Raw genomic sequence first — 20361 nt, 5'->3', positions numbered from 1 at the left:
AATTATTATTAGATTATCAACCGCCAGCACTTGGTGTGGCGCCTGTGGCTTTATTATTGCCACCAAAAAATCCGCTTTTGCCGGTATTTGTGGCTTTTGCGGCGTTATTTTTAAAGCTATTTTGGCTGCGAGAGTAAGCGCTTGGATTTGAATACGCGCCTTGCTTTGCGGCGTTGTAGCCTGGTGAATTAAAGAGTTTTGAGCCTATCCATGAGCCAATTATCGCTCCGGCTGCGCTTGCTAAAATCGCTTCGCCTAAGCTCATACCACCGCTACTTAGTTGCGCTCCATTTGTAAGTGCGCTTGTGCCGGCTTCTATTTTGGCGTTTTCTTCGCGCATTAACGCGTCCATTTCAGTCTGGGTTAGCAATCTTTCATTCATTACGCCATTTTCATCTTTTTCGCGTAAAAATACGCGCGTTTCATTGCTTGGAAACTCATCGGCGATTTTGTAGCCGTTTTGCGTTTTTTCTATGAAAACTGTGGCGTTTTGCTTTACTATTTGCCCGCTACTTTGCGAGCCTTGTGTTGAATCGCCACACCCTACAAGTCCTGAGGCTAAAATGCCAGCTATTGCGGCCTTGCTAGCTAAGCTAGAAAAATTTTTAATATGTTTCATTTTTGTCCTTTTAGCTTATTTTTGGCTTAGATTAAAATTTTAAAATTTCGCCAAAATTTTAAGCTACAAATTTTAAAATTTAAACCCGCTTTCAATTCTCTTTAAATCCGCTTCTATCATCATTTGGCATAATTGATTTAAATTAGTTTTTGCGCTCCAATTTAATTGCGCTTTTGCTTTTGATGGATCGCCTATTAATAAATCCACCTCGGCTGGACGAAAGAACTCTGGATTTACCTTAACTAGCGTTTTGCCCGTTTTTTTATCCTTTGCTATTTCATTTACTCCATCGCCACTAAATTCCAAATCAATATCCAAGGCTTCAAAACTCATCTTTACAAAATCGCGCACCGTGGTAGTAACTCCGCTTGCAAGCACGAAAGTATCGGCATTTTTGGCTTGTAACATTGCGTGCATGCCCTCTACATAATCTTTTGCAAAGCCCCAATCTCTTTTGGCGTCTAAATTGCCAAGTTCTAAGCATTGTGCTTGATTTAGGGCGATTTTAGCAGCTGTGTTTGTGATTTTACGAGTTACAAACTCTAAGCCTCTTAGCGGGCTTTCGTGGTTAAATAAAATCCCACAAGCTGCGAAAATATCATAACTTTCTCTATAATTTATACTCATAAAATGTCCATAAAGCTTAGCCACGCCATAAGGTGAGCGCGGATAAAAAGGCGTGCTTTCATTTTGTGGTATGGCTTGAACCTTGCCAAACATTTCGCTAGTGCCTGCTTGATAAAAACGAATGGATTTATCGCTTAATCTTATGGCTTCAAGCAAGTTTAATACAGCAATTCCGCTAGCATAGCTTGTGTGAAGTGGCTCTTTAAAGCTTGCGCCCACAAAGCTTTGGGCGGCTAGATTATAAAGCTCATTTGGTTTTGCCGCTTTTATGGCATTTATACAACTAACCGGATCTGTAATATCAAGCTCAATTAAATTAAAATTTTCATTATTTGTTAGATCTAATTCATTTAAACGCCATAAATTCGTGCTAGCAGCGCGGCGATATCCACCATAAACCTTATATCCTAAATCCACTAAATACCGCGATAAATACGCACCATCTTGACCTGTGGCACCTGTAACCAAAGCGATTTTGCTCATCTTTGCCTCCAAATAAAATTAAAGCGCGAATAATAGCTAAAAAATTAGTAATCCTGGCTTAAAATTGGGCTAGGATTTGGGATTAAAAAAGCTAAATTAAATTTAAAATTTTGTAAAATTGCGCTTTTTTAGGATTTTGTAGTGAAAAATTTAAAAAATCTTTGGACTTATAAGCATTTTATAATTAGTTCTGTAAAAGTGGATTTTAGCACGCGTTTTGCGCGCTCAAAACTAGGCGCTCTTTGGATTTTGCTAAATCCTTTGGCGCAGGTTTTGATGTATGCTTTGGTGCTTTCATCGCTGATGAGAGCGAAATTGCCAGGCGTTGATTCTAGCTTTGCTTATGCTATTTATTTGATAGCTGGAATGATGATGTGGGCGTTATTTAATGAAATTTTCTTGCGCTGTGTGGATAGTTTTAGTGCTAATGCTAATATAATTAAAAAAATTGCTTTTCCTAAAATTTGCTTGCCTATAATTGTGGTATTAAGTGCTGGGGTAAATAATGCGGTATTTATTTTTGCTTCGTTTTTGATATTTTTTTGCCTTGGGCATTTTGTGGGGTTTAATATTTTTTATATCGCGCTTTTAGCCTTGCTTACTGCTTTTTTGGCTTTTGGAGCGGGTTTATTTTTTGCTGTGATAAATGTATTTTTAAGAGATATTTCACAAATTTTAGGGATTTTGACGCAATTTTTATTTTGGATGACGCCCATTGTTTATATGGTAAATATTTTGCCACAAAATTATCAAGGCTTATTGTATTTTAATCCGCTCACAGCGATAGTTGAGGGCTATCATAATGTAATTTTATATGATAAGGCGCCTGAGTTTTTTGGCTTGCTTTATCCTTTGGTTTTGGGGATTTTTATGATGGTTTTGGGGATTTTTGTTTATTTAAAAGCTAATGAAGAAATGGCAGATGCGCTATGAATGCTCTTGAAGTAAAAAATATAAGCAAAATTTATAAATCCTATCATTCAAACTTAGCAAGAGTGGCTAGCTGGTTTGGCATGGCTAGTAAAAGCTATGATGAAGCGCAAGTGCTTTTTGATGTAAATTTTAATGTAAAGCATGCACAAAGCATAGGCATAATAGGCCAAAACGGCGCTGGCAAATCAACTTTATTAAAAATAATCACAGGCACGCTAAAAGCTAGCAGTGGTAGCATAAAAGCAAATGGGGCAATATGCTCGATTTTAGAGCTTGGTATGGGTTTTTGTCCTGAATTAAATGGGCTTAGTAATGTTTATTATGTGGCTGGATTAATGGGGCATAGTAAAGATGAAATAAACGACAAATTAGAATATATAAAAAATTTTGCTGATATAGGCGAGTATTTTTATAAGCCAGTAAGATTATATAGTAGCGGTATGCAAGTGCGCTTAGCTTTTGCTATTGTAACTGCGTGGCAGCCTAAAATTTTAATAATAGATGAAGCTTTAAGCGTTGGTGATGCGTATTTTCAGCATAAAAGCTTTGCTAGAATTAAAGAGCTAAAAGAAAGTGGCACGACTTTGCTTTTAGTCTCGCATGATTTGCCAGCTATTGCTAGCATTTGCCAGAGGGCTATTTTGCTTGAAAAGGGCAGGGTTTTAAAAGATGATGTCCCAAGCGTGGTGATTGATTATTATAACGCGCTAATTTCTAAAAAAGAAGGCGTAAAAATCGAGCAGATTAAAAGCGAGCATGGAGTAATGACAATCTCAGGCACAGGCCAAGCCAAAATAAAGCAAGCTTATATTTGTGATGAAAATGGGCAAAGGGGCGAAATTTTTAGCGTAGGCCAAAGGGTGAGATTGCATTTTGTGGTTAAAGCTTATGATGATTTAGATGATATTGCTGTTGGTTTTACCATTAAAGATAGAGTAGGGCAAAAAATTTACGGCACAAATAGCTTTTGTATGAAGCAAAGCCAGGCTATGAATAAAGAGCAGGTAAAAGAGTTTATTTATGAGCTTGATTTGGATTTGGGCGAGGGTAGTTATAGCATCTCTGTTGCCTTGCATGCTGGTTTTGTGCATGTAGAATCAAATTATCAATGGTGTGATAATCTTTTGGTGTTTGAGCTTATAAATAATACTAATTTATATTTTGTGGGCTTAGCACATTTAAAACCAAAACTAATAATAAAGGATTTTTGAGTGGAATTTAAAGAGTTTGATTTAAATGCGAACGCGCCAATTGCTAAATATATTAAAGATTTAGAAAATGAAAATATGCTTTTAAAAGCTGCTTATGATAAGCTTAGAAATAGATTGCCTATTCGCATAGCTAGAAAATTACGCAATATCACAAGAGATTTTTTAGCAAATTTTAAAAAGCCAAATAAATGAAAAGCCTTGCTTATTTTTCTCCCTTTTTACCAGCACTTTCAGGGATTGCTGTTTATTCGCATGAAATTTTACAAGAGTTAAAAAATTATTTTGATATCACGCTAGTTAGTGATGACAAATGCGATGAAAAGGGCTTTAAGATTATAAGTTTTGCCAAATTTTATGAAACTTCTAGCGCTTATGATTATGCGCTTTATAATATCGGCAACCATCTGCATTTTCACGCTAAAATTTATGAAGCTATGATGAAAATACCGGGCGTGGTGATTTTGCATGATTTTTTTATTTTTGAGTTAATGCCGGTTTGTCAAAATTTAGAAGATGAGGCTTATTATTGCCACGGCTTAAAGGCTAGGGTGGAGCATTTTTTTAATGCTTATAAAAGTTTTGGCTCTAAATATCCATTAAATAGGCGCATTTTAGAAAATGCCAGAGTTTGCATAGCTCACACGCAAAAAAGCCTAGAATTAGCTAAGAAATTTTATAACAATGATGATGTTTTTGAATTATTATTACTGCCTAGAAAGCTGAGTTATCCAAATAAGCTTGAAGCTAAAAAAAGCTTAGGTTTTGAGGGTAAATGTTTGTATTGTTCTTTTGGCTTATTACATGATAGCAAGATGAATTACGAGCTTTTAGAGGCTTGGGATTTAACGCTAAAAAATGATGATAGATTTATGCTGATTTTTGCTGGTGGCAGTGGCGATGATGAATATTTTATAAAAATAAATAATTTTATAAAAGAAAATAATATAAAAAATGTAAAAATCACCGGCTGGCTTAATAGCGATGAATATAATTTATACCAAGCAGCAGCTGATATTAGCGTGCAATTAAGAAAAGAAGAGCGCGGAGAATCAAGCGGAGCAATACTTGATTGCTTTAATAATGAAAGCTTGGTTATAGCAAATTTTAGCGATTATAAGGCACAAAGCTTATATATCGATGATATTTCAAAGCTTAAAAATGCTCTTAGCCAAAGTAAAGAAATTTTAAACACAGATAAATTTAAAAACATTATAAAATCGGCAAAAGAAAAAATCATAAACGAGCATAGCACGGCTATTTTTGCTAGCAATCTAGCTGGTATTTTAGAGCGAGCCTATCAAAAACCTTTTAAAATGAAAAATATTTTAAAAGCTAGAATATTAATTGATATTTCAGCAATTTATATCACAGATGCGCGCACTGGCATTTCACGCGTTGTGTGGCAAGAGCTAAATGCTTTAATTAAAGTTAGCCATTTGCCAGTGCATGTGGTAGCTTATGATAATAATCTTAAAAGCTATAAATTTGTAGATGAGTTTATCTTAAAAGCGCACGGCGTGGCGTTTAAAAGCTGCTTAGATGGCGAAGTTATCCCACAAAATGGAGATATTTTTTACGGGCTTGATTTTGCGGTGCTTTATGGCGATGAAAAATGCGAACTTCCAGTGCTTCAAGCTTATAAAAATGGCTTTTTTGATAAATTAAAAAAAGCTGGTGCTAAGGCGTATTTTCGCGTTTATGATTTACTGCCTTTAACTAATCCGCAGTTTTTTCCTTTTAATGCGGCAAGGCTTCATTTAAGCTGGCTAGATACTTTAAAAAACATAAACGCACATTTAATAGCAATCTCAAATAGAGTTTATGATGATTTAATGGCTTTTGGCATTCAAAACGCAAGCGTGATTCGTCTTGGCTCGCATTTTAAAATTTCAAACCCAGCAAAAAATAAAAATAAGATTAAAAACTTTTTAATGGTTGGCACAATCGAAGAGCGCAAGGCTCAAAAAGCCGTGGCTCTTAGCTTTTTGCGCTTAGCAAGCCAGGGCATAAAAACAAGGCTGATAATTGCTGGTAGAATAGGGCGCGTTGATGATGATTTTAAGAAATTTTTGGCTGAATGTGAATGCGGTGTTGATGAGCTTTTAAATTTTAAAGATAAAGAAAATAATGAAATTTTAAATGAAACTGGCACGCCAAAAACTCCCCTAGCAAATGAAAAACGCACAAATATTTATTTTACTTCTTTTATAAATGATGATGAATTAAATAGGCTTTATGAGAGTTGTGATTGCTTGATTGCTGCTAGCTGGGACGAGGGCTTTGGCTTGCCGATAATTGAAGCACTAAGCCATCAAAAAGCGGTTCTTGCAAGGGATATTGCTGTATTTAGAGAAGTTGGCGGCGAAAATGCGCTGTATTTTAAGGATAATTTTGAGCTTTATGATATTTTAAAAGCATTGTGTAATGGCGATTTAGAGCTAAAAGAGCCAACTTGTAAGATTAGAACTTATAAAGATTGTGCTAGGGATTTATTAAAAACTTTTGGGATAGAAAATGAATGAATTAAAATTTCGTTTGGCTGTCTTTAAAATTTTAAATATTCATTAAAATTTACAATGAAAACTCTTAGCAATTTTGAAATTTTTAAATCTACTTTGCCCGTGATGATGGGCTATTTACCGCTTGGGCTGGCTTTTGGGCTTTATGCGATAAGCCTTGGCATTGAGCCTTGGGTGGTGATTTTTACGGCACTTTTGGTTTATGCGGGTTCAGCTGAGTTTATGCTGGCGATTTTTATCGTTACAAAAGCTAGTTTTTTGGAGCTATTTTTTGTTATATTTTTGATAAATTTTAGACATTTTTTTTACACTCTTTCTTTGCTTGATGAGATTAAAACATTAAAATTTCCATTTTATTTTATTTTTGCTCTTACTGATGAAAGTTTTGCTATGCTAAAAGCCCGCTCGCTTAGTGGAGAAAATCCCCAAGATTTAAACCGCTTGTATAATTTAACTGCTTTATTTAATCATTGTTATTGGCTTATTGGCTGTGCGTTTGGGGCGTTTTTGGGTGTGGCTTTGCCTTTTGATTATGCTGGCATTGAGTTTAGTTTGTGCGCGCTTTTTGCGATTTTGGCCTATGAAATTTTTAAAAAAGAGCGAAATTTTAATGTGCTTAGCTTGGCATTTGCTTTAGCTTTTGGCGGGTTGTTTATTTTGCCTGATAAATATTATCTTTTTGGTGTTTTAATTGCTGGAATGAGCGTGCTATGCGTATTTAGAAGGTATTTTTGATGGAGGCTTTATTGTATGTGTTAGTAGCTAGTGTGGCTACGATTTTGACGCGTTTTTTGCCTTTTTTTATGTTTAAAAAAAGCTCTAAAAGCCAGGTTTTAGCGCATTTACAAAAAAACAGCGGCTTATTTATAATGCTTGTTTTAGTAATTTATGCGCTAAAAAGTTTAAACGCAAGCGGGATTAATTTGGTTTTTGCCATTTGTTGCACAATTTTTGTCTTAATTTTACAAGCTTGGAGAGGAAATTTTATGCTTAGTATAGTTGGTGCGACTTCGTTATATATGGCATTTTTACATTTTACTTAAATTAAACTTATAAAATTTAACTAATTTTTTATTTAAAATTTTAATGAGCTAAATTTTATTAAAATTTCGCAACTTATTAGTTTTAAGGATCTTGCATGAGTGAAAATTCATTAAAACAAAGGCTGCAAAATTTAGCAAAACTCCCTAAAATGCGTGAAAATAGCTCCGTGATGGATAAATTAAGAGCTAATGGCTTTTCTAGGCGCGATTTTATGAAATGGGCAGCTTCGATGACTGCTTTTTTGGCCTTACCGGCTAGTTTTGCTCCAAGTGTGGCAAAAGCAGCGCAAATGGCAGATAGATTGCCTGTGATTTGGCTACATATGGCTGAATGCACCGGATGTAGTGAGAGTTTATTACGCTCAGATACTCCAACAATAGATAGCATTATTTTTGATTATATTAGCTTGGAATATCACGAAACCATCATGGCTGCGAGTGGTTGGCAAGCAGAAGACAACCTTGAAAATGCCATAGAAAAATATAAGGGCAAATATATTTTAATGGTTGAGGGCGCAATTCCTGCTGATTCTAGCTCGTATTTTTTAAGCATAGGGCCAAAAGGTACCACAGGCGAGGAGCACGCAATTCATGCTGCAAATCACGCAGCTGCGATTTTTGCCATAGGTGCTTGTTCTAGTTTTGGCGGTATTCAAGCAGCTGCTCCAAACCCTACAAACGCACAACCTTTACACAAAATCACAAATAAGCCAGTGATTAATGTCCCAGGTTGTCCGCCAAGTGAAAAAAATATAGTAGGCAATCTGCTTCATTTCTTATTATTTGGGACTTTACCAGCCCTTGATGCTTACAATAGACCAAAATGGGCTTATGGGCGCAGGATACACGATTTGTGCGAGAGGCGCGGGCATTTTGATGCTGGTGAGTTCGTGGAGCGTTTTGGTGATGAGGGCGCTAAGCAAGGGTATTGTTTATATAAGGTCGGCTGTAAGGGTCCATACACCTTTAATAACTGCTCACAAGAACGCTTTAATAGCCACACAAGCTGGCCAATTCAAGCAGGGCATGGCTGTATAGGTTGCTCTGAGCCTGATTTTTGGGATAATATGGGGCCTTTTGAAGAGCCTTTGGGCGATAGATTGTATAAGAGTGTGTTTGGTGGCTTGGGCGCTGATGCTATCGCTGATAAAATAGGCATAGGCGTGCTAGCAGTTACTGGTGTGGCCATAGCAGCGCACGCGCTAATAGCAAGCACTAAAAAATAATATTTATAGTTTTATAAATTTTAATATTAAAATTTGCGCTAATATTTAAAATTTTAAATTGTGCTTTTTAACATTGATTAGATTGTGAGCGTAAATTTAAAATTTAGCCAAAATAAAGGATAAATAATGCAAAAAATCGTAGTAGATCCAATTACTAGGATAGAAGGCCACTTGCGCATTGAGGTGGTAGTAGATGATAATAATATAGTAAAAAAAGCTTATAGTGGTTCTACACTTTGGCGCGGGATTGAGCAAATTGTCAAAGGGCGCGATCCGCGCGATGCTGGCTTTATGACACAGCGCATTTGTGGGGTTTGTACTTTTTCGCATTATAGAGCTGGTGTAGAAGCGGTTGAAAATGCCCTTGGCATTACCATTCCATACAATGCCGAACTAACGCGCACCCTGATGAATGCGGCATTATTTTTACATGATCATACTGTGCATTTTTATCAATTACACGCGCTTGATTTTGTAGATATTGTAAGTGCGCTTAGTGCTAATCCTAAAAAAGCAAGCGATGAAGCCTTTAAATATTGCGATTTGCCTTATGCTTGTGGTGAGGATCATCTTCAAAGCGTAAAAGAACGCATTAAAGCCTTTGTGGATAAAGGTCAGCTTGGGCCATTTGCTAATGCCTACTGGGGGCATAAAACCTATCATCTAAGCCCTGAGCAAAACTTAATCGCGCTAAGCCATTATTTAGAATGTTTAAGGATTCAGCGCACGGCTGCGCAATTGATGGCGATTTTTGGTGGCAAACAACCACACCCACAAAGCCTAACCGTTGGCGGAGTAACTTGCGTGATGGATTTAAAAAGCCCTGCTAGGCTTGGCGAATATCTTACAAAATTTAAAGAAGTGGCTGATTTTGTTAATCGCGCATATTATGCGGATTTGGTGATGGCTGGTAAGGCTTATGCCAAAGAAGCGAGCGTGTTAAATGATGTAGGCGTGGCGAATTTATTAACTAATCAAACCTTTATGGTAGGGCGCGGGGATTATTTATTTCAAACAGGCATTATTTTAAATGGCGATCTTAGCAAGGTAATAGAATGCGATGAGAGCAAAATAACCGAAGAAGCCACGCATTCTTGGTATAAAAACGATAGCGCACTTCATCCATACGATGGACAAACTGAGCCAAACTACACAGGCTTAAAAGATGAAAAAACCCTAAATGCAAAGGGTCAAATGCAAAACTCAAAAGTATTTGATCAAGCCGGCAAATACAGCTGGATTAAAGCTCCACGCTATAATGGCTTGCCTATGCAAGTAGGCCCACTTGCAAATATAGTGGTAAATTATGCTAAAAATAACCCATATGTAGTGCCTGTGGTTGATAAATTTTTAAAAGATACTAGCTTGCCATTAAATGCCGTCCTAAGCACGCTTGGGCGCACAGCGTGCCGTATGATAGAAGCAACAATAATAGCTAATAACACCCTAAAAGCCTTTAATAATTTAGTAGAAAATTTAAAAGTAGATGATGAAACTTGCGCACCTTATGTAATAGATAAAAATAAAGAATATAAAGGGCGTTACATAGGCCATGTCCCACGCGGGACACTTAGCCATTGGTGTCGCATAGAAAATGGAGTGATTAAAAACTGGCAAGCTGTCGTGCCAAGCACTTGGAATGCCTCGCCAAAAGATGCTAGTGGGCAAATGGGTAGTTATGAGGCGTGTTTAATTGGGCTTAAAATTGCTGATTTAAAACAACCCCTTGAAATAATCCGCAAAATCCATAGCTATGATCCATGCATTGCTTGTGCTGTGCATGTAATGGACACAAAGGGCGCTAAAATCAGCGAATATAAGGTAAATCCAAATTTATGCTAAGGGGCTAAAATGCAAACAATAATAGCTAAAACCACAAAAGCTAGCGAAAAAATAGCTGATAAAATCAAACAGGCTCCAAGCAAGCGTTATGATGGCGAGCCAGCAAGGCATTTGGTTTATGAGTTTAGTATAGGATTGCGCCTAGCGCATTGGATTAGGGCGTTAAGTATCGTTGTGCTTGTAGTTAGCGGGCTTTATATAGCTTATGTTTTTGCTGCGCCTGTGCCTAGTGGCGAGCCTGTAAATTTTATGAATGCTAAATGGCGCGCTGTGCATGAAATAGCTGGATTTGTATTGATTGCGTGTTTTATTTTTAAAATTTATCTTTTTATTTTTGATAAGCAAAGCCATATTGAGCGTGTTAGTTTTTGGGATTTTATAAATCCTAGCATTTGGATAGCGCAAATCAAGTATTATGTATTATTTAGTGAGCATCCACGCCTTAAAGGCACTTATAATCCTTTACAATTTATTGCGTATTTGGGCTTTTATATAATGCTTGTGCTTATTTGTTTAACGGGGCTTATTTTATATGTGCATAATTATCACGAAGGGCTTGGTGGCTTGCTTTATGAGCCGATGCGCTATTTTGAGCTTATGTTTGGTGGCCTGGCAAATGTGCGCGCTATTCATCACATTGTAACTTGGGGAATTGTAATTTTTGTGTGCGTGCATGTTTATATGGCTGTATTTAATGCAATCAAAGGTAAAAATGGCGGTATGGACGCGATCGTAAGTGGGTATAAATATTTAGATGATGAGCACCACGCTTGATTTTCGTTTGCGTTTTAGCTAAATTTCAAATCCTATAAGCTTTTTGGCTTGTAAATTTTAAAATTTGGCTAAATCCCTAGCCAAAATTAAGGATAATTTATGCTTTTTTTGCATCTTAGTCATACGGATTTAGATGGTTATGCTTGCCAGCTAGTAAGTGCGCACTATTTAAAAAAATTGAGTTTTTATAATTCAAATTATGGGCGTGAAATCGATGAAAAATTTGAAATGATACTTAGAGAGATTGATATTAGCAAAGCAAAAAACCCAGATGAAAAAGCTGTGATTTTTGTTAGTGATTTAAATCTTACGCCTGTTCAATGTGATGATTTTTCAAGAGCTGTGCGCGAGCGCGATGGGGTTAAGCTGATTTTATTAGATCATCACGCAAGTGGCGAGATTAGCGCGCGCGAGCATTTTTGGTATTATTTAGACGATACGCGTTGTGCGACTAAAATTTGTTATGAGTTTTTTAGTGGAATTTTTGGCGAGGATAAAAAGTTAGAAAACTTTGTAAATGCGGTAAATGCTGTGGATATTTGGCTAGAAAATGACGACTATTTCGAGTTTGGCAAGGTTTGTTTGGGCGCGATTGCAAATGCAAAAGAAATAAATAAGGTGCTTTTTAATGATGAAAATATGGAGTATTTGTTTTATTTAATGCGCTCATTTATGGATTTTAGCGAGCGCGCTAATGCTTATATTGAGCTTGACAATGCCTTGCATTCTATCAAAAAAAGTTTTTTTAAAAGCAAAGATGACGATACTTTAAGCAATTTAATTTCAGCTTATTTAGTAAAATTATTAAGTAAAAATAAAGAAAAAATGAGCATAAAATACCGCGGACATTTAGGGCTTTTAAGCTCAAATATTGGCAATGTAAGCGTTGTGGCAAATGATTTTTTACATGCTAATCCTGAATATAAATTTTATATTGATGTTACGAGCAAAAAAACACTTTCATTTAGATCAAGCGGGGATTTTGATGTTAGTAAAATGGCTAGCGAGCTAGTAGGCGGCGGCGGACATAAAAATGCTAGTGGCGGGTTTTTTGCTGCTTTTAAAGATAGTTTTGATTATGAAAAAATTAGAGAGCAAATCGTGGGCTTAATCAACGAAAAAACAGGAGAAAATAATGCGTGATTATGAAGTAACGATGGAGGATTTAAGCTACGAGCTTGAAATGATGCTTGAAGCGCTTTTATTAAGCGCTGGCGTTAAAAAAGATTGCTTACAAAAAGCTTGCGATTTATATGTAGAAAATATCGATGATGTGCTTGAAAATGCAAAATCGCAAGGTGCTGAGGGTATTTTAGAGGTCGTGGAGTTTTTAAAGAAAAATTATAAAGAATTATTTTCTTAATCTTAAATATAAAATTTAAGAATTATTTTGTAAGAATTTTATAATTTATGGCGAGCTAGTTTAGAGTAATTAGCCACCAACTCATGCAACATTTAACGCTTCTAAGCCAAACTTTTAAGCTATTTTTAAAATTTGGCGCATTTTTTTATCTTAGGAAATTTGTAGGTTTTTTAGTTTTTCTTTTGCCACTTCTTTAATAACTTCCCAATTTTCTTTGAAATTTTGCACTTGCTCTAATCGCACTTTGTTGCATTCATCATCGCTCAAAGTATCCGCAAAACTCATAGGGATAAGGTAACAAATGCCTACTTGCTTATCCACAGCCACATAAATATCGCAATCTGCTTTTGTGATTCGTTTGCCACGATTACGCTCGTGCGTGTGGTCAATGCCTTGTCCGCCTCTATCTCTGTCTTTAAAAGAGATAATCTCGCCATTTGAAATACCTTTGATTTGAATTCGCAAGAGCATATCATCAAAATCTACAATCGCATCGTAACGAGAGCTTCTAACATCAACATTTGAAGCATTAAATCCAGCTAAAATTGCTCTTGCAACAAATAAATCATTTTGTTTTAATTCTATTGAATATTTTTCAATATCATTATGGCAAAATAGTGCGAAAGGTTTGCTATGAAATATATTCTTGACGACAAAGATATTGAGTATATCAAAATATACCCTGATGATAAAGATTATGAAGTTTTTAAATCTTTCAAAAATGCCAAAATTGTCAATCAATACACAAATGACGAATTTATCATTTTTTATACTTTTAACAGAAGTAATCTCAAAATTCATACCGCTAAACTCCCTAATAAATGATACTCTTTGAGTTCTTTTTGAGCTATAATTTTTTCCTTAAATTTCAAATTTTCAAGTGGATTTAAAATGCTTTTAAATTTCGGACTATTTTGTAAATCCATAACCACCACAAGCAAATAAGTATCCTTAAAATCTTGAGCTTTTTCAAATTCGTTTTGTGTTAGTCGCAAACTACCGCTAGCTTCACGGATACCCTTTATCTCGCACAAAAACTCGTTTTTTGCCGTCTTTACAAAAAAGTCATAACCATCACCATAAAGCCTAGCGTCTGTGATTGTGCCATTTTGCAAAATTTCAATTTCATTATAATTGTGTAAAAAATACAACTCCGCTTCAAACCCTGTGCTTTGCATTTTTTTAAATTTAGTTTCAAGTAATGGGGCTTACTTTGTTAGCCAACTCAATGTGATATTCTTTTTTTAACATAAGTTTTACGATATTTGTAAATCCCGCGACATTTTCATCGCCAAAAAGCGAATCAATCAAATGTTTGCGATGAATGTAGGCATCGCCCTTTTGCCACCAGCCTTTACGCGGATTTTGTGGAAAAAAATAATCAAACAAATCCATTCGATTTTTTACCACACTTGCGGTTTTGACAATGTTATTATCCACGAAAAAATTAAAAAATTCTGTCTTTGTTTTGCAACCAAATTCTTTGATAAAATTATTATCAAACTTCGCAAGTCCATAGCCTAGCAAGTTTAGCAACTCATAATTTTCGTGCTTTTGGCTCATTATCTTGTCCTATTATAATAACCAGCAACACTAAATGCTTGACAAGGAAAGCCAGCTGTTAAAATGTCAATGGAATTTAGCTCTTTAAAATCAACTTTGCTAATATCTGCGTTGATAATTTGGTGTTTGTGGTTAGCTTTATAGGTTACGCACGCCTTAGTGTCAATCTCAATTGCCCACGCTGTGCTAAATCCTGCTTTTTTAAAACCAAGCTCAATCCCGCCAATGCCAGCAAACAAGCTACCTATTTTCATTTTTACTCTTTAATTTTTGCATAACTATATCCAAATTTTATTTTAAGTTTTTTTAATTTTAGTGATTTAAAATTTATCTTTCTAAGAGCTTAAAATTTCATTAAAAAGCCAAAATATCTTGCTATAATTGCGCCCTAAAAAAGGATTTGTAATGAAAAAGAAAAAGACATTTTGGCCTTATGGTATTTTGCTTTCGATTATTGCTTGCGTGATAGCGTGTGGATATACTGTGTATGTGTGTTTGGATTATCCTGTGTATGTGGATAATAGCAGTTTTGATACTTATCAAAATGTGGATAATTATAAAAACGAATTCGATGCCGCACAAGATTGCTTTAATGAAAAATTTAGCTTTGATAGCAACGCCACGCTTTTAAGCCAAGGCATAAAAAGCGATGAAACCATACTACAAAGCAAAAAACATAAAAGAATAGTTCAAATCGCTAAAAGTAGCGATGATATCAGCCTTAGCTTTGATACAAACGCTAGCAAAGATATCAGCGCAGATGTATTTTTAACGCGCCCAGAAACTAGCCAATTTGACACGCCTTTAACTGCCACACTAGATGATAATAAACTTCAAATAGCAAATTTTAATGTCCCAAAACTTGGCAGATGGCAAGTAAAAATCAAGCTAAGCCAAAATAAAAATTGTTTTGGCATTTATAATTATGAATTTTTTGTGAAATAAAGCTATGATTTTAGAAGTATTTTCCACAAAACGAGCCATCAAAGAACGCAATAAAGCCTATTTAGAGCAAAATTGCATGCTAAGTCCCGCGCTTAGTTTTGATGAGTTTTTAAATAAAGCCATAATCGTAAATGGCTTAATTAGGGCGGATTCAAACACTAAAATTTTAATAATGCAAGAAAGCGCAAATGCTGTTAAAGCAGTAGCTAGCGAGCTTAAAATCCCTTTGGAATTTTTTGCTTTTTTAAAAAGCAGTGAGTATTTATTTGCCTTTTTTAGCGAGTTAAAAAGGCAAAAAGTTAGCATTGAAATGCTCAAACAAAAAGACATTTACGCAAATTTTGATGAGCATTTACAAATTTTAAGCCAGCTTGAAAAAGAATACCTAACGCGCTTAAAAAATGCTGGATTTTACGATGATATAAGCGTTTGCGAGCTTTATGATATAAACTGGGATTTTATTTTAAATTACGAGCAAATAAATGTTAGGATTGATGGTATTTTAAACGCGCATGAGCTTGAAATTTTAAATAAAATTTCAAAACGAGTTTTGGTGATATTAAGTTTTAGCATTTCAAAATTTAATAAAAAACTAGCCCGCGAATTAGAAAAAAATTGCCAAATAAGCTTTAAAAGTGGTTTTGCGTATGATTTTAATCTAAGCCAAAATGAAATTTTAAATACACAAAAACTAAATCAAAGCACGCCAGATATTAGCTTACAAGGCTTTGAGCTTAGAAGCTTGCAAGCTAGTTTTGTATTTAGCCAAATTAGCAAAATGCTTGAAAATGGCATAGAGGCTAAAAACATAGCAGTAATCTTGCCTGATGAAGATTTTAGCGATACTTTACGCAATTTAGACAAAAATAATATGCTAAATTACGCAATGGGTAAAAGCGTGGCTAAAACTAGCGAGTTTGCCTTGCTTGTAAATCTCCAAGACGCGCTAAAACTAGGGCTGGATTATCAAAAAAATGATGCTTATTTAAATAAAGAACAAACTCCAAATAAAACAATCGCCACGCTAAATCATCTAGGGCTTTTAGATGAGCATTATATTTATTTTAAAAATTCTTTTTTTAAAATTTGCGAGTATGAGAAATTTTGCTTTATTATAAACGAAATGTTTGTAAATACCGCCCCTGAACTAAAAGCTCTAATAAATCACGAGCTTTTTTGCCTAAAAAGCATAGCAAATAAGCTTAAAACTAATGAAATTTTAGAGCTTTTTATAATAGCGTTAAGGCAAAAAAGCCTATCTTTAACAGGCGGTGGCGAAATCACCGCAATGGGCGTGCTTGAAAGCAGATCTTTAAAATTTGATGGGGTGATAATTATAGATTTTAACGATAATCTAGTCCCACAATCAAGCAAAAAAGAAATATTTTTAAGCTCAAATATCAGGGCAAAAGCAGGCCTAATTAGCCATAAAGAGCGCGATGATTTACAAAGATTTTATTATGAGCGTTTAATTTTTAATGCCAAACAAGTAGGCATTAGCTATGAAATAAGCGAACAAAGCGTGCTTTCACGCTTTTTTAGCGAGCTAGGACTTGATAAAAGCCCACAAATAAAAAGCCGGTGCTATGAAGACGCGCTTTTAAGGCTTTGTGAGCCAAAAGCTATTATAAACTTAAAGCCAAATGAATTAATTTGTAAGCATGATTTTTTTGCAAATCCTTTATCGTTTAGCCGTTTAAGCACCTATTTATCGTGTAAAAGGGCGTATTATTATAAATATATTTTAGGCATAAGCGAGGGCGTGGATTTAAGCTTAAAGCTTGATAAATCCAGCCTTGGCACGCTAATACATGAAATTTTAAAAGATTACTTTAATGAAAATCCAAATTTTTGTAATGACCAAGCATTAAAAGATTTAATAGCGCAAAAAACATCTCATTTGGGCGGATTAAACAAATTAGAAGTAGAATTATTTAAGCTAAGATTAAATGAGTTTGCCCTTAAACAAAATGAACATTTTGCTAGCGGTTATAAAGTGCGTGAATGCGAAAAAGAGATTCAATGCGAGTTTGAAGGCATACAAATTAAAGGCGTGATAGATAGGATTGATGAATGCGCTGGTGAGCTTTTGGTGATTGATTATAAAAGTGGCGCATTACCAGATAATGATTTACAGCTGCAATTTTATAAGGCATTAAGTGGGGCTAGCCAGGCTGTGTTTTTAGATCTTAAAAATAGCATGGATTTTAAAGGCGCTAAAAAGACTTTTGATTTAGCAGAGTTAATCCAAGATCTCAAAAAAATAAATAAACAAGAAATTTCATTTATGTGCGATGAGGGCTGTAAGCACGAGCATAGCGCATTTAGCGCGCTATATAAGGACAAAATATGAAAAAGCCAAATTTTAAACGCCTTCTAGCCTTACAAGCAAGTGCTGGCAGTGGCAAAACCTTTGCGCTTTCTGTGCGTTTTGTAGCTTTGATTTTACAAAAGCAAAACGGACAATTTAGCCAAAATATCTCAAATATCCTAGCCATCACCTTTACCAACAAAGCCGCAAATGAGATGAAAAGCAATATCATCGAAACCTTTTTAAATATGGACGCAAACGAGCCCGGCATTAGCGCAAAAGAAAGCAAAAAGCGCCGCGATAGAGTAAATGCCATCGCTGATTTGTTGGGCGTGGATTATGATGATGTGCTAGCTCTAAGCCAAGAGCGAAGAAGTGATTTTTTAAATAGCGAACTTAAAATTTACACCTTTGATGCGTTTTTTTCGCAAATTTTAAGGCGTTTTAGCCTAAATGTAGGGCTTATGCCTGATTTTAAAATCCAAAATAATATAGATGAGATAATAAATATAAAATTTATAAACGCCCTAAGCCCAGATGAGTTAAAAGAATTAAGCTTGTATTTAAGCACAAGTGATTTTAGCGCGTATAGTTTTTTAGAAAACCTAGCAAGCAACCCAGGCTTATGCTTACCTTATCCACCAAGCCCAAAAGCTAATAATAGCGATGTTTTGGCACATTTTGATGAATTAAAAAAACAAGCTATTGTTAAAGGATTAATCCCAAAAAGATCGCTTAATAAGTTTGAAATTTCAAGCGTTAAAGAAATCGCTACTTTAATGGCTAGCAAAACCAAATATATAGAAAAAATCCAAAGTGAGTTAAATGCGATTTATGATGATTTATATCAAGCCTTAAAAAAATATTATAAAGCTTATGAAGCTTATAAAATTTCGCATTTTTTGCGCTTAGTTAATAAATACAGCCATGTGCGCGCTCAAACCATAAGTGAGCTTGGCGAACTTGATTTTAAGGATGTAAGCGCGAATGTGTATAAGCTTTTAAAAATGGGTGAGCAAAAATTTGATGTAAATGAGCTGTATTTTAGGTTAGATGCTAGAATTAGCGATATTTTAATAGATGAATTTCAAGACACAAATATCGAACAATACGAAATTTTACTGCCCTTAATCGAAGAAATCATCTCAGGCCTAGGCCAAAATGAGCATATCGGCAGTTTTTTTTATGTAGGCGATATCAAACAAAGCATTTATCGCTTTCGTGGCGGAGATAAAAAGATTTTTGATTTTTTGATTGAAAAATTTACAAAAAACGGCATAAGGCAAATTCAAAAAGACAGCCTTGATATAAATTATAGAAGCACCAAAAAAATAGTTGAGTTTGTAAATCAAACCTTTAAAGATAAAATTTCAAACTACCAAGCACAAAAGCCAAATAGCCAAGATGATGGATTAGTCGATGTTTCTAGCTTTGATAGTAATGATTTAGATAGCTTTTTAACCCTGCTAGCTAGCAAGGTTAATTTTATTTTAAACAATAAAATCCCGCCAAATCAAATCACAATCTTATGCTGGCAAAATAAAGACATAAACATCATAAAAGAATATCTCCAAAGCCAAAATATCAAAGTAGCAAGTCGCGCAAAATACCTAATAAACGATATTAGCGTAAGCTTGGTGCTAGAATATTTAAAATTTTGTATATTTGGGCGCAGTTATCATGGGCGTTATTTGTATGAATATTTAGGACAAAATTTTGCGCCAATAAAAATAAATTTTGATGATAACGCAAGCATCTTAAAGCTCTTAGCTAGCCGTTTAGGACTAAATATTTATTCTAAAAATTTGCTAAAACTCTATGAAATTAGCCAAAATTATCCAAATATCATAGATTTTATTTATGAGATGCAAAATTGTAATGAATTAAGCTTAGATTATGAAGAAGATGGCATAAATATCACCACCGTTCATAAAAGCAAGGGGCTTGGCTTTGCGTGTTGTATAGTTTGTGATAATTTAAGTGGGCTAAACCGCAATAATAGCGCATTTTTAAGCGATTTTGATTTATATAAAAACCGCTGGGAGATTAAGTTAAATGATAAAATTTTAGAATTTTTAGGCGATGATGATTTTATAAAACTAAAACAAAATGATGAAATTTTAGAAAAGCAAGAGCGCATAAATGCCCTATATGTCGCACTCACAAGAGCTAAAAGCAATTTATTTATTTTATGCGCTAATAACGCAAGCGCAAATAAGCCATCGTATTTTAAAGCTTATGGCAAGGATGGAGAAAATGAAATTTTAAATCTTAGCGATTTAACGCAAGGCTCTTTACACAATCTGCTAACAAACCAAGCTCAAAACACGCTAGAAGAGTGCCAAATACCGCCATTTGCGAAAATAAAAAGCCAAGATATTAAAAGCGAGCCAAAAGCAAATAACATCGACCCAAAAACCGCGTATTTTGGTATGGCTTTACATTATTTGCTTGAAATGAGCGCAGATTTTAGCTATGAATGCTTAGAGCGCGCTATGCAAGCTTTAATAAATGCTTATGGATATAATTTAACAAAACACGACCTAGCAAATATCAAACAGCGCGCAAAGCATTTTATAGACGCGTTTAATGAAAATTTTAAACATTATAAAATATGCTTAAAAGAGCAAACTTTAAGCTTTGAGGGCGAAATTTTACGCCTTGATTTGTTGCTTTTAGATGAGCAAAGCGCTGTGGTGATTGATTATAAAAGCTCTCTTGCTAATTTAGAAAAAAATAAAGAACAAGTAAATAAATATATGCGCGCAATCAAGCACATTTACGCCAAACAAAGCACAAAGGGGCTAATTGCTGTTTTAGGCGAGCAAAAATGCGAGTTAATCAATGTTTAATCAAAATTTGCAAAACAAAAGCCTAATGCGCTACAATCGCGCAAAAATTT

The 20361-nt window shown here is 35.0% G+C and carries 18 protein-coding genes and 1 pseudogene; 14 read left to right on the top strand and 5 right to left on the bottom strand.

The features are described from left to right. Window positions 1–16 precede the first annotated feature (16 nt). Both CINF_RS07220 and gmd read right to left on the bottom strand, forming a co-directional pair. Complete coding sequence (locus tag CINF_RS07220) at window positions 17–619, bottom strand: UPF0323 family lipoprotein (protein WP_179975043.1); 603 nt, start codon at window positions 617–619, stop codon at window positions 17–19. Between the two features lie 72 nt (window positions 620–691). After that, complete coding sequence (gene gmd / locus CINF_RS07215; RefSeq protein WP_179975042.1) at window positions 692–1729, bottom strand: GDP-mannose 4,6-dehydratase; 1038 nt, start codon at window positions 1727–1729, stop codon at window positions 692–694. 141 nt (window positions 1730–1870) lie between these two features. Here gmd and CINF_RS07210 point away from each other — a divergent pair, with 141 nt between their 5' ends. The 11 genes from CINF_RS07210 to CINF_RS07160 all read left to right on the top strand — a co-directional run bounded on the left by CINF_RS07210 (window position 1871) and on the right by CINF_RS07160 (window position 12640). After that, entirely contained in the window at window positions 1871–2662 is a 792-nt protein-coding gene (locus tag CINF_RS07210) for an ABC transporter permease (RefSeq protein ID WP_179975041.1), read from the top strand. Next, window positions 2659–3873 (top strand): ABC transporter ATP-binding protein, encoded by a 1215-nt coding sequence (locus CINF_RS07205; RefSeq protein WP_179975040.1) that lies wholly within the window; start codon window positions 2659–2661, stop codon window positions 3871–3873. Before CINF_RS07210 ends, CINF_RS07205 begins: the two co-directional genes overlap by 4 nt. After that, window positions 3874–4065, top strand: a complete 192-nt coding sequence (locus CINF_RS07200) for a hypothetical protein (protein WP_179975039.1) — start codon at window positions 3874–3876, stop codon at window positions 4063–4065. After that, on the top strand, window positions 4062–6395 hold the full coding sequence (locus CINF_RS07195; RefSeq protein ID WP_179975038.1) for a glycosyltransferase: 2334 nt from the start codon (window positions 4062–4064) through the stop codon (window positions 6393–6395). The genes CINF_RS07200 and CINF_RS07195 overlap by 4 nt, the downstream gene beginning before the upstream one ends. Window positions 6396–6449: 54 nt before the next feature. Continuing rightward, on the top strand, window positions 6450–7127 hold the full coding sequence (locus CINF_RS07190; RefSeq protein ID WP_179975037.1) for an AzlC family ABC transporter permease: 678 nt from the start codon (window positions 6450–6452) through the stop codon (window positions 7125–7127). Next, the gene (locus CINF_RS07185) at window positions 7127–7435 is read left to right on the top strand and encodes an AzlD domain-containing protein (protein WP_179975036.1); all 309 of its coding nucleotides are present in this window, start codon (window positions 7127–7129) and stop codon (window positions 7433–7435) included. Before CINF_RS07190 ends, CINF_RS07185 begins: the two co-directional genes overlap by 1 nt. A gap of 95 nt (window positions 7436–7530) precedes the next feature. Further along, window positions 7531–8661 (top strand): hydrogenase small subunit, encoded by a 1131-nt coding sequence (locus CINF_RS07180; RefSeq protein ID WP_178697377.1) that lies wholly within the window; start codon window positions 7531–7533, stop codon window positions 8659–8661. A 123-nt stretch (window positions 8662–8784) separates the two neighbouring features. After that, window positions 8785–10503 carry a nickel-dependent hydrogenase large subunit gene (locus CINF_RS07175; RefSeq protein WP_179975958.1) on the top strand — a complete coding sequence of 573 codons (1719 nt, stop codon included), beginning with the start codon at window positions 8785–8787 and terminating at the stop codon, window positions 10501–10503. A 9-nt stretch (window positions 10504–10512) separates the two neighbouring features. Then, window positions 10513–11277: a Ni/Fe-hydrogenase, b-type cytochrome subunit gene (gene cybH / locus CINF_RS07170; protein WP_178697376.1), complete on the top strand. Its 765-nt coding sequence runs from the start codon at window positions 10513–10515 to the stop codon at window positions 11275–11277. A 99-nt stretch (window positions 11278–11376) separates the two neighbouring features. Continuing rightward, complete coding sequence (locus CINF_RS07165) at window positions 11377–12420, top strand: DHH family phosphoesterase (RefSeq protein WP_179975035.1); 1044 nt, start codon at window positions 11377–11379, stop codon at window positions 12418–12420. Further along, a complete protein-coding gene (locus CINF_RS07160; protein WP_178697374.1) occupies window positions 12413–12640 on the top strand; it encodes a hypothetical protein in 228 nt (75 codons plus the stop codon). The genes CINF_RS07165 and CINF_RS07160 overlap by 8 nt, the downstream gene beginning before the upstream one ends. A 150-nt stretch (window positions 12641–12790) precedes the next feature. On the opposite strand, the gene CINF_RS08895 is transcribed toward CINF_RS07160, so the two are convergent. The 3 genes and pseudogenes from CINF_RS08895 to CINF_RS07145 form a co-directional block, all read right to left on the bottom strand. Then, window positions 12791–13441, bottom strand: coding sequence for a hypothetical protein (locus CINF_RS08895; RefSeq protein WP_205195799.1), 651 nt, complete (start codon window positions 13439–13441; stop codon window positions 12791–12793). Then, a pseudogene (locus CINF_RS07150) lies at window positions 13438–14203 on the bottom strand (protein NO VEIN domain-containing protein). The gene CINF_RS08895 and the pseudogene CINF_RS07150 overlap by 4 nt, the downstream one beginning before the upstream one ends. Next, a complete protein-coding gene (locus CINF_RS07145; RefSeq protein ID WP_205195798.1) occupies window positions 14203–14457 on the bottom strand; it encodes a DNA cytosine methyltransferase in 255 nt (84 codons plus the stop codon). The pseudogene CINF_RS07150 and the gene CINF_RS07145 overlap by 1 nt, the downstream one beginning before the upstream one ends. A gap of 151 nt (window positions 14458–14608) precedes the next feature. Between CINF_RS07145 and CINF_RS07140 the strand changes: the two genes are divergently transcribed. From CINF_RS07140 to CINF_RS07130, 3 genes are read left to right on the top strand one after another with little or no spacing between them, the layout of a single operon-like run. Then, on the top strand, window positions 14609–15148 hold the full coding sequence (locus CINF_RS07140) for a hypothetical protein (protein ID WP_179975034.1): 540 nt from the start codon (window positions 14609–14611) through the stop codon (window positions 15146–15148). 4 nt (window positions 15149–15152) lie between these two features. Then, window positions 15153–17501, top strand: coding sequence for a PD-(D/E)XK nuclease family protein (locus tag CINF_RS07135; protein ID WP_179975033.1), 2349 nt, complete (start codon window positions 15153–15155; stop codon window positions 17499–17501). Then, window positions 17498–20311, top strand: coding sequence for a RecB-like helicase (locus CINF_RS07130; RefSeq protein WP_179975032.1), 2814 nt, complete (start codon window positions 17498–17500; stop codon window positions 20309–20311). The genes CINF_RS07135 and CINF_RS07130 overlap by 4 nt, the downstream gene beginning before the upstream one ends. Window positions 20312–20361: the final 50 nt, after the last annotated feature.

The sequence above is a fragment of the Candidatus Campylobacter infans genome, from assembly GCF_013416015.1.
GTDB lineage: Bacteria > Campylobacterota > Campylobacteria > Campylobacterales > Campylobacteraceae > Campylobacter > Campylobacter infans.
This window is presented reverse-complemented; position numbering and strand designations above follow the sequence as displayed.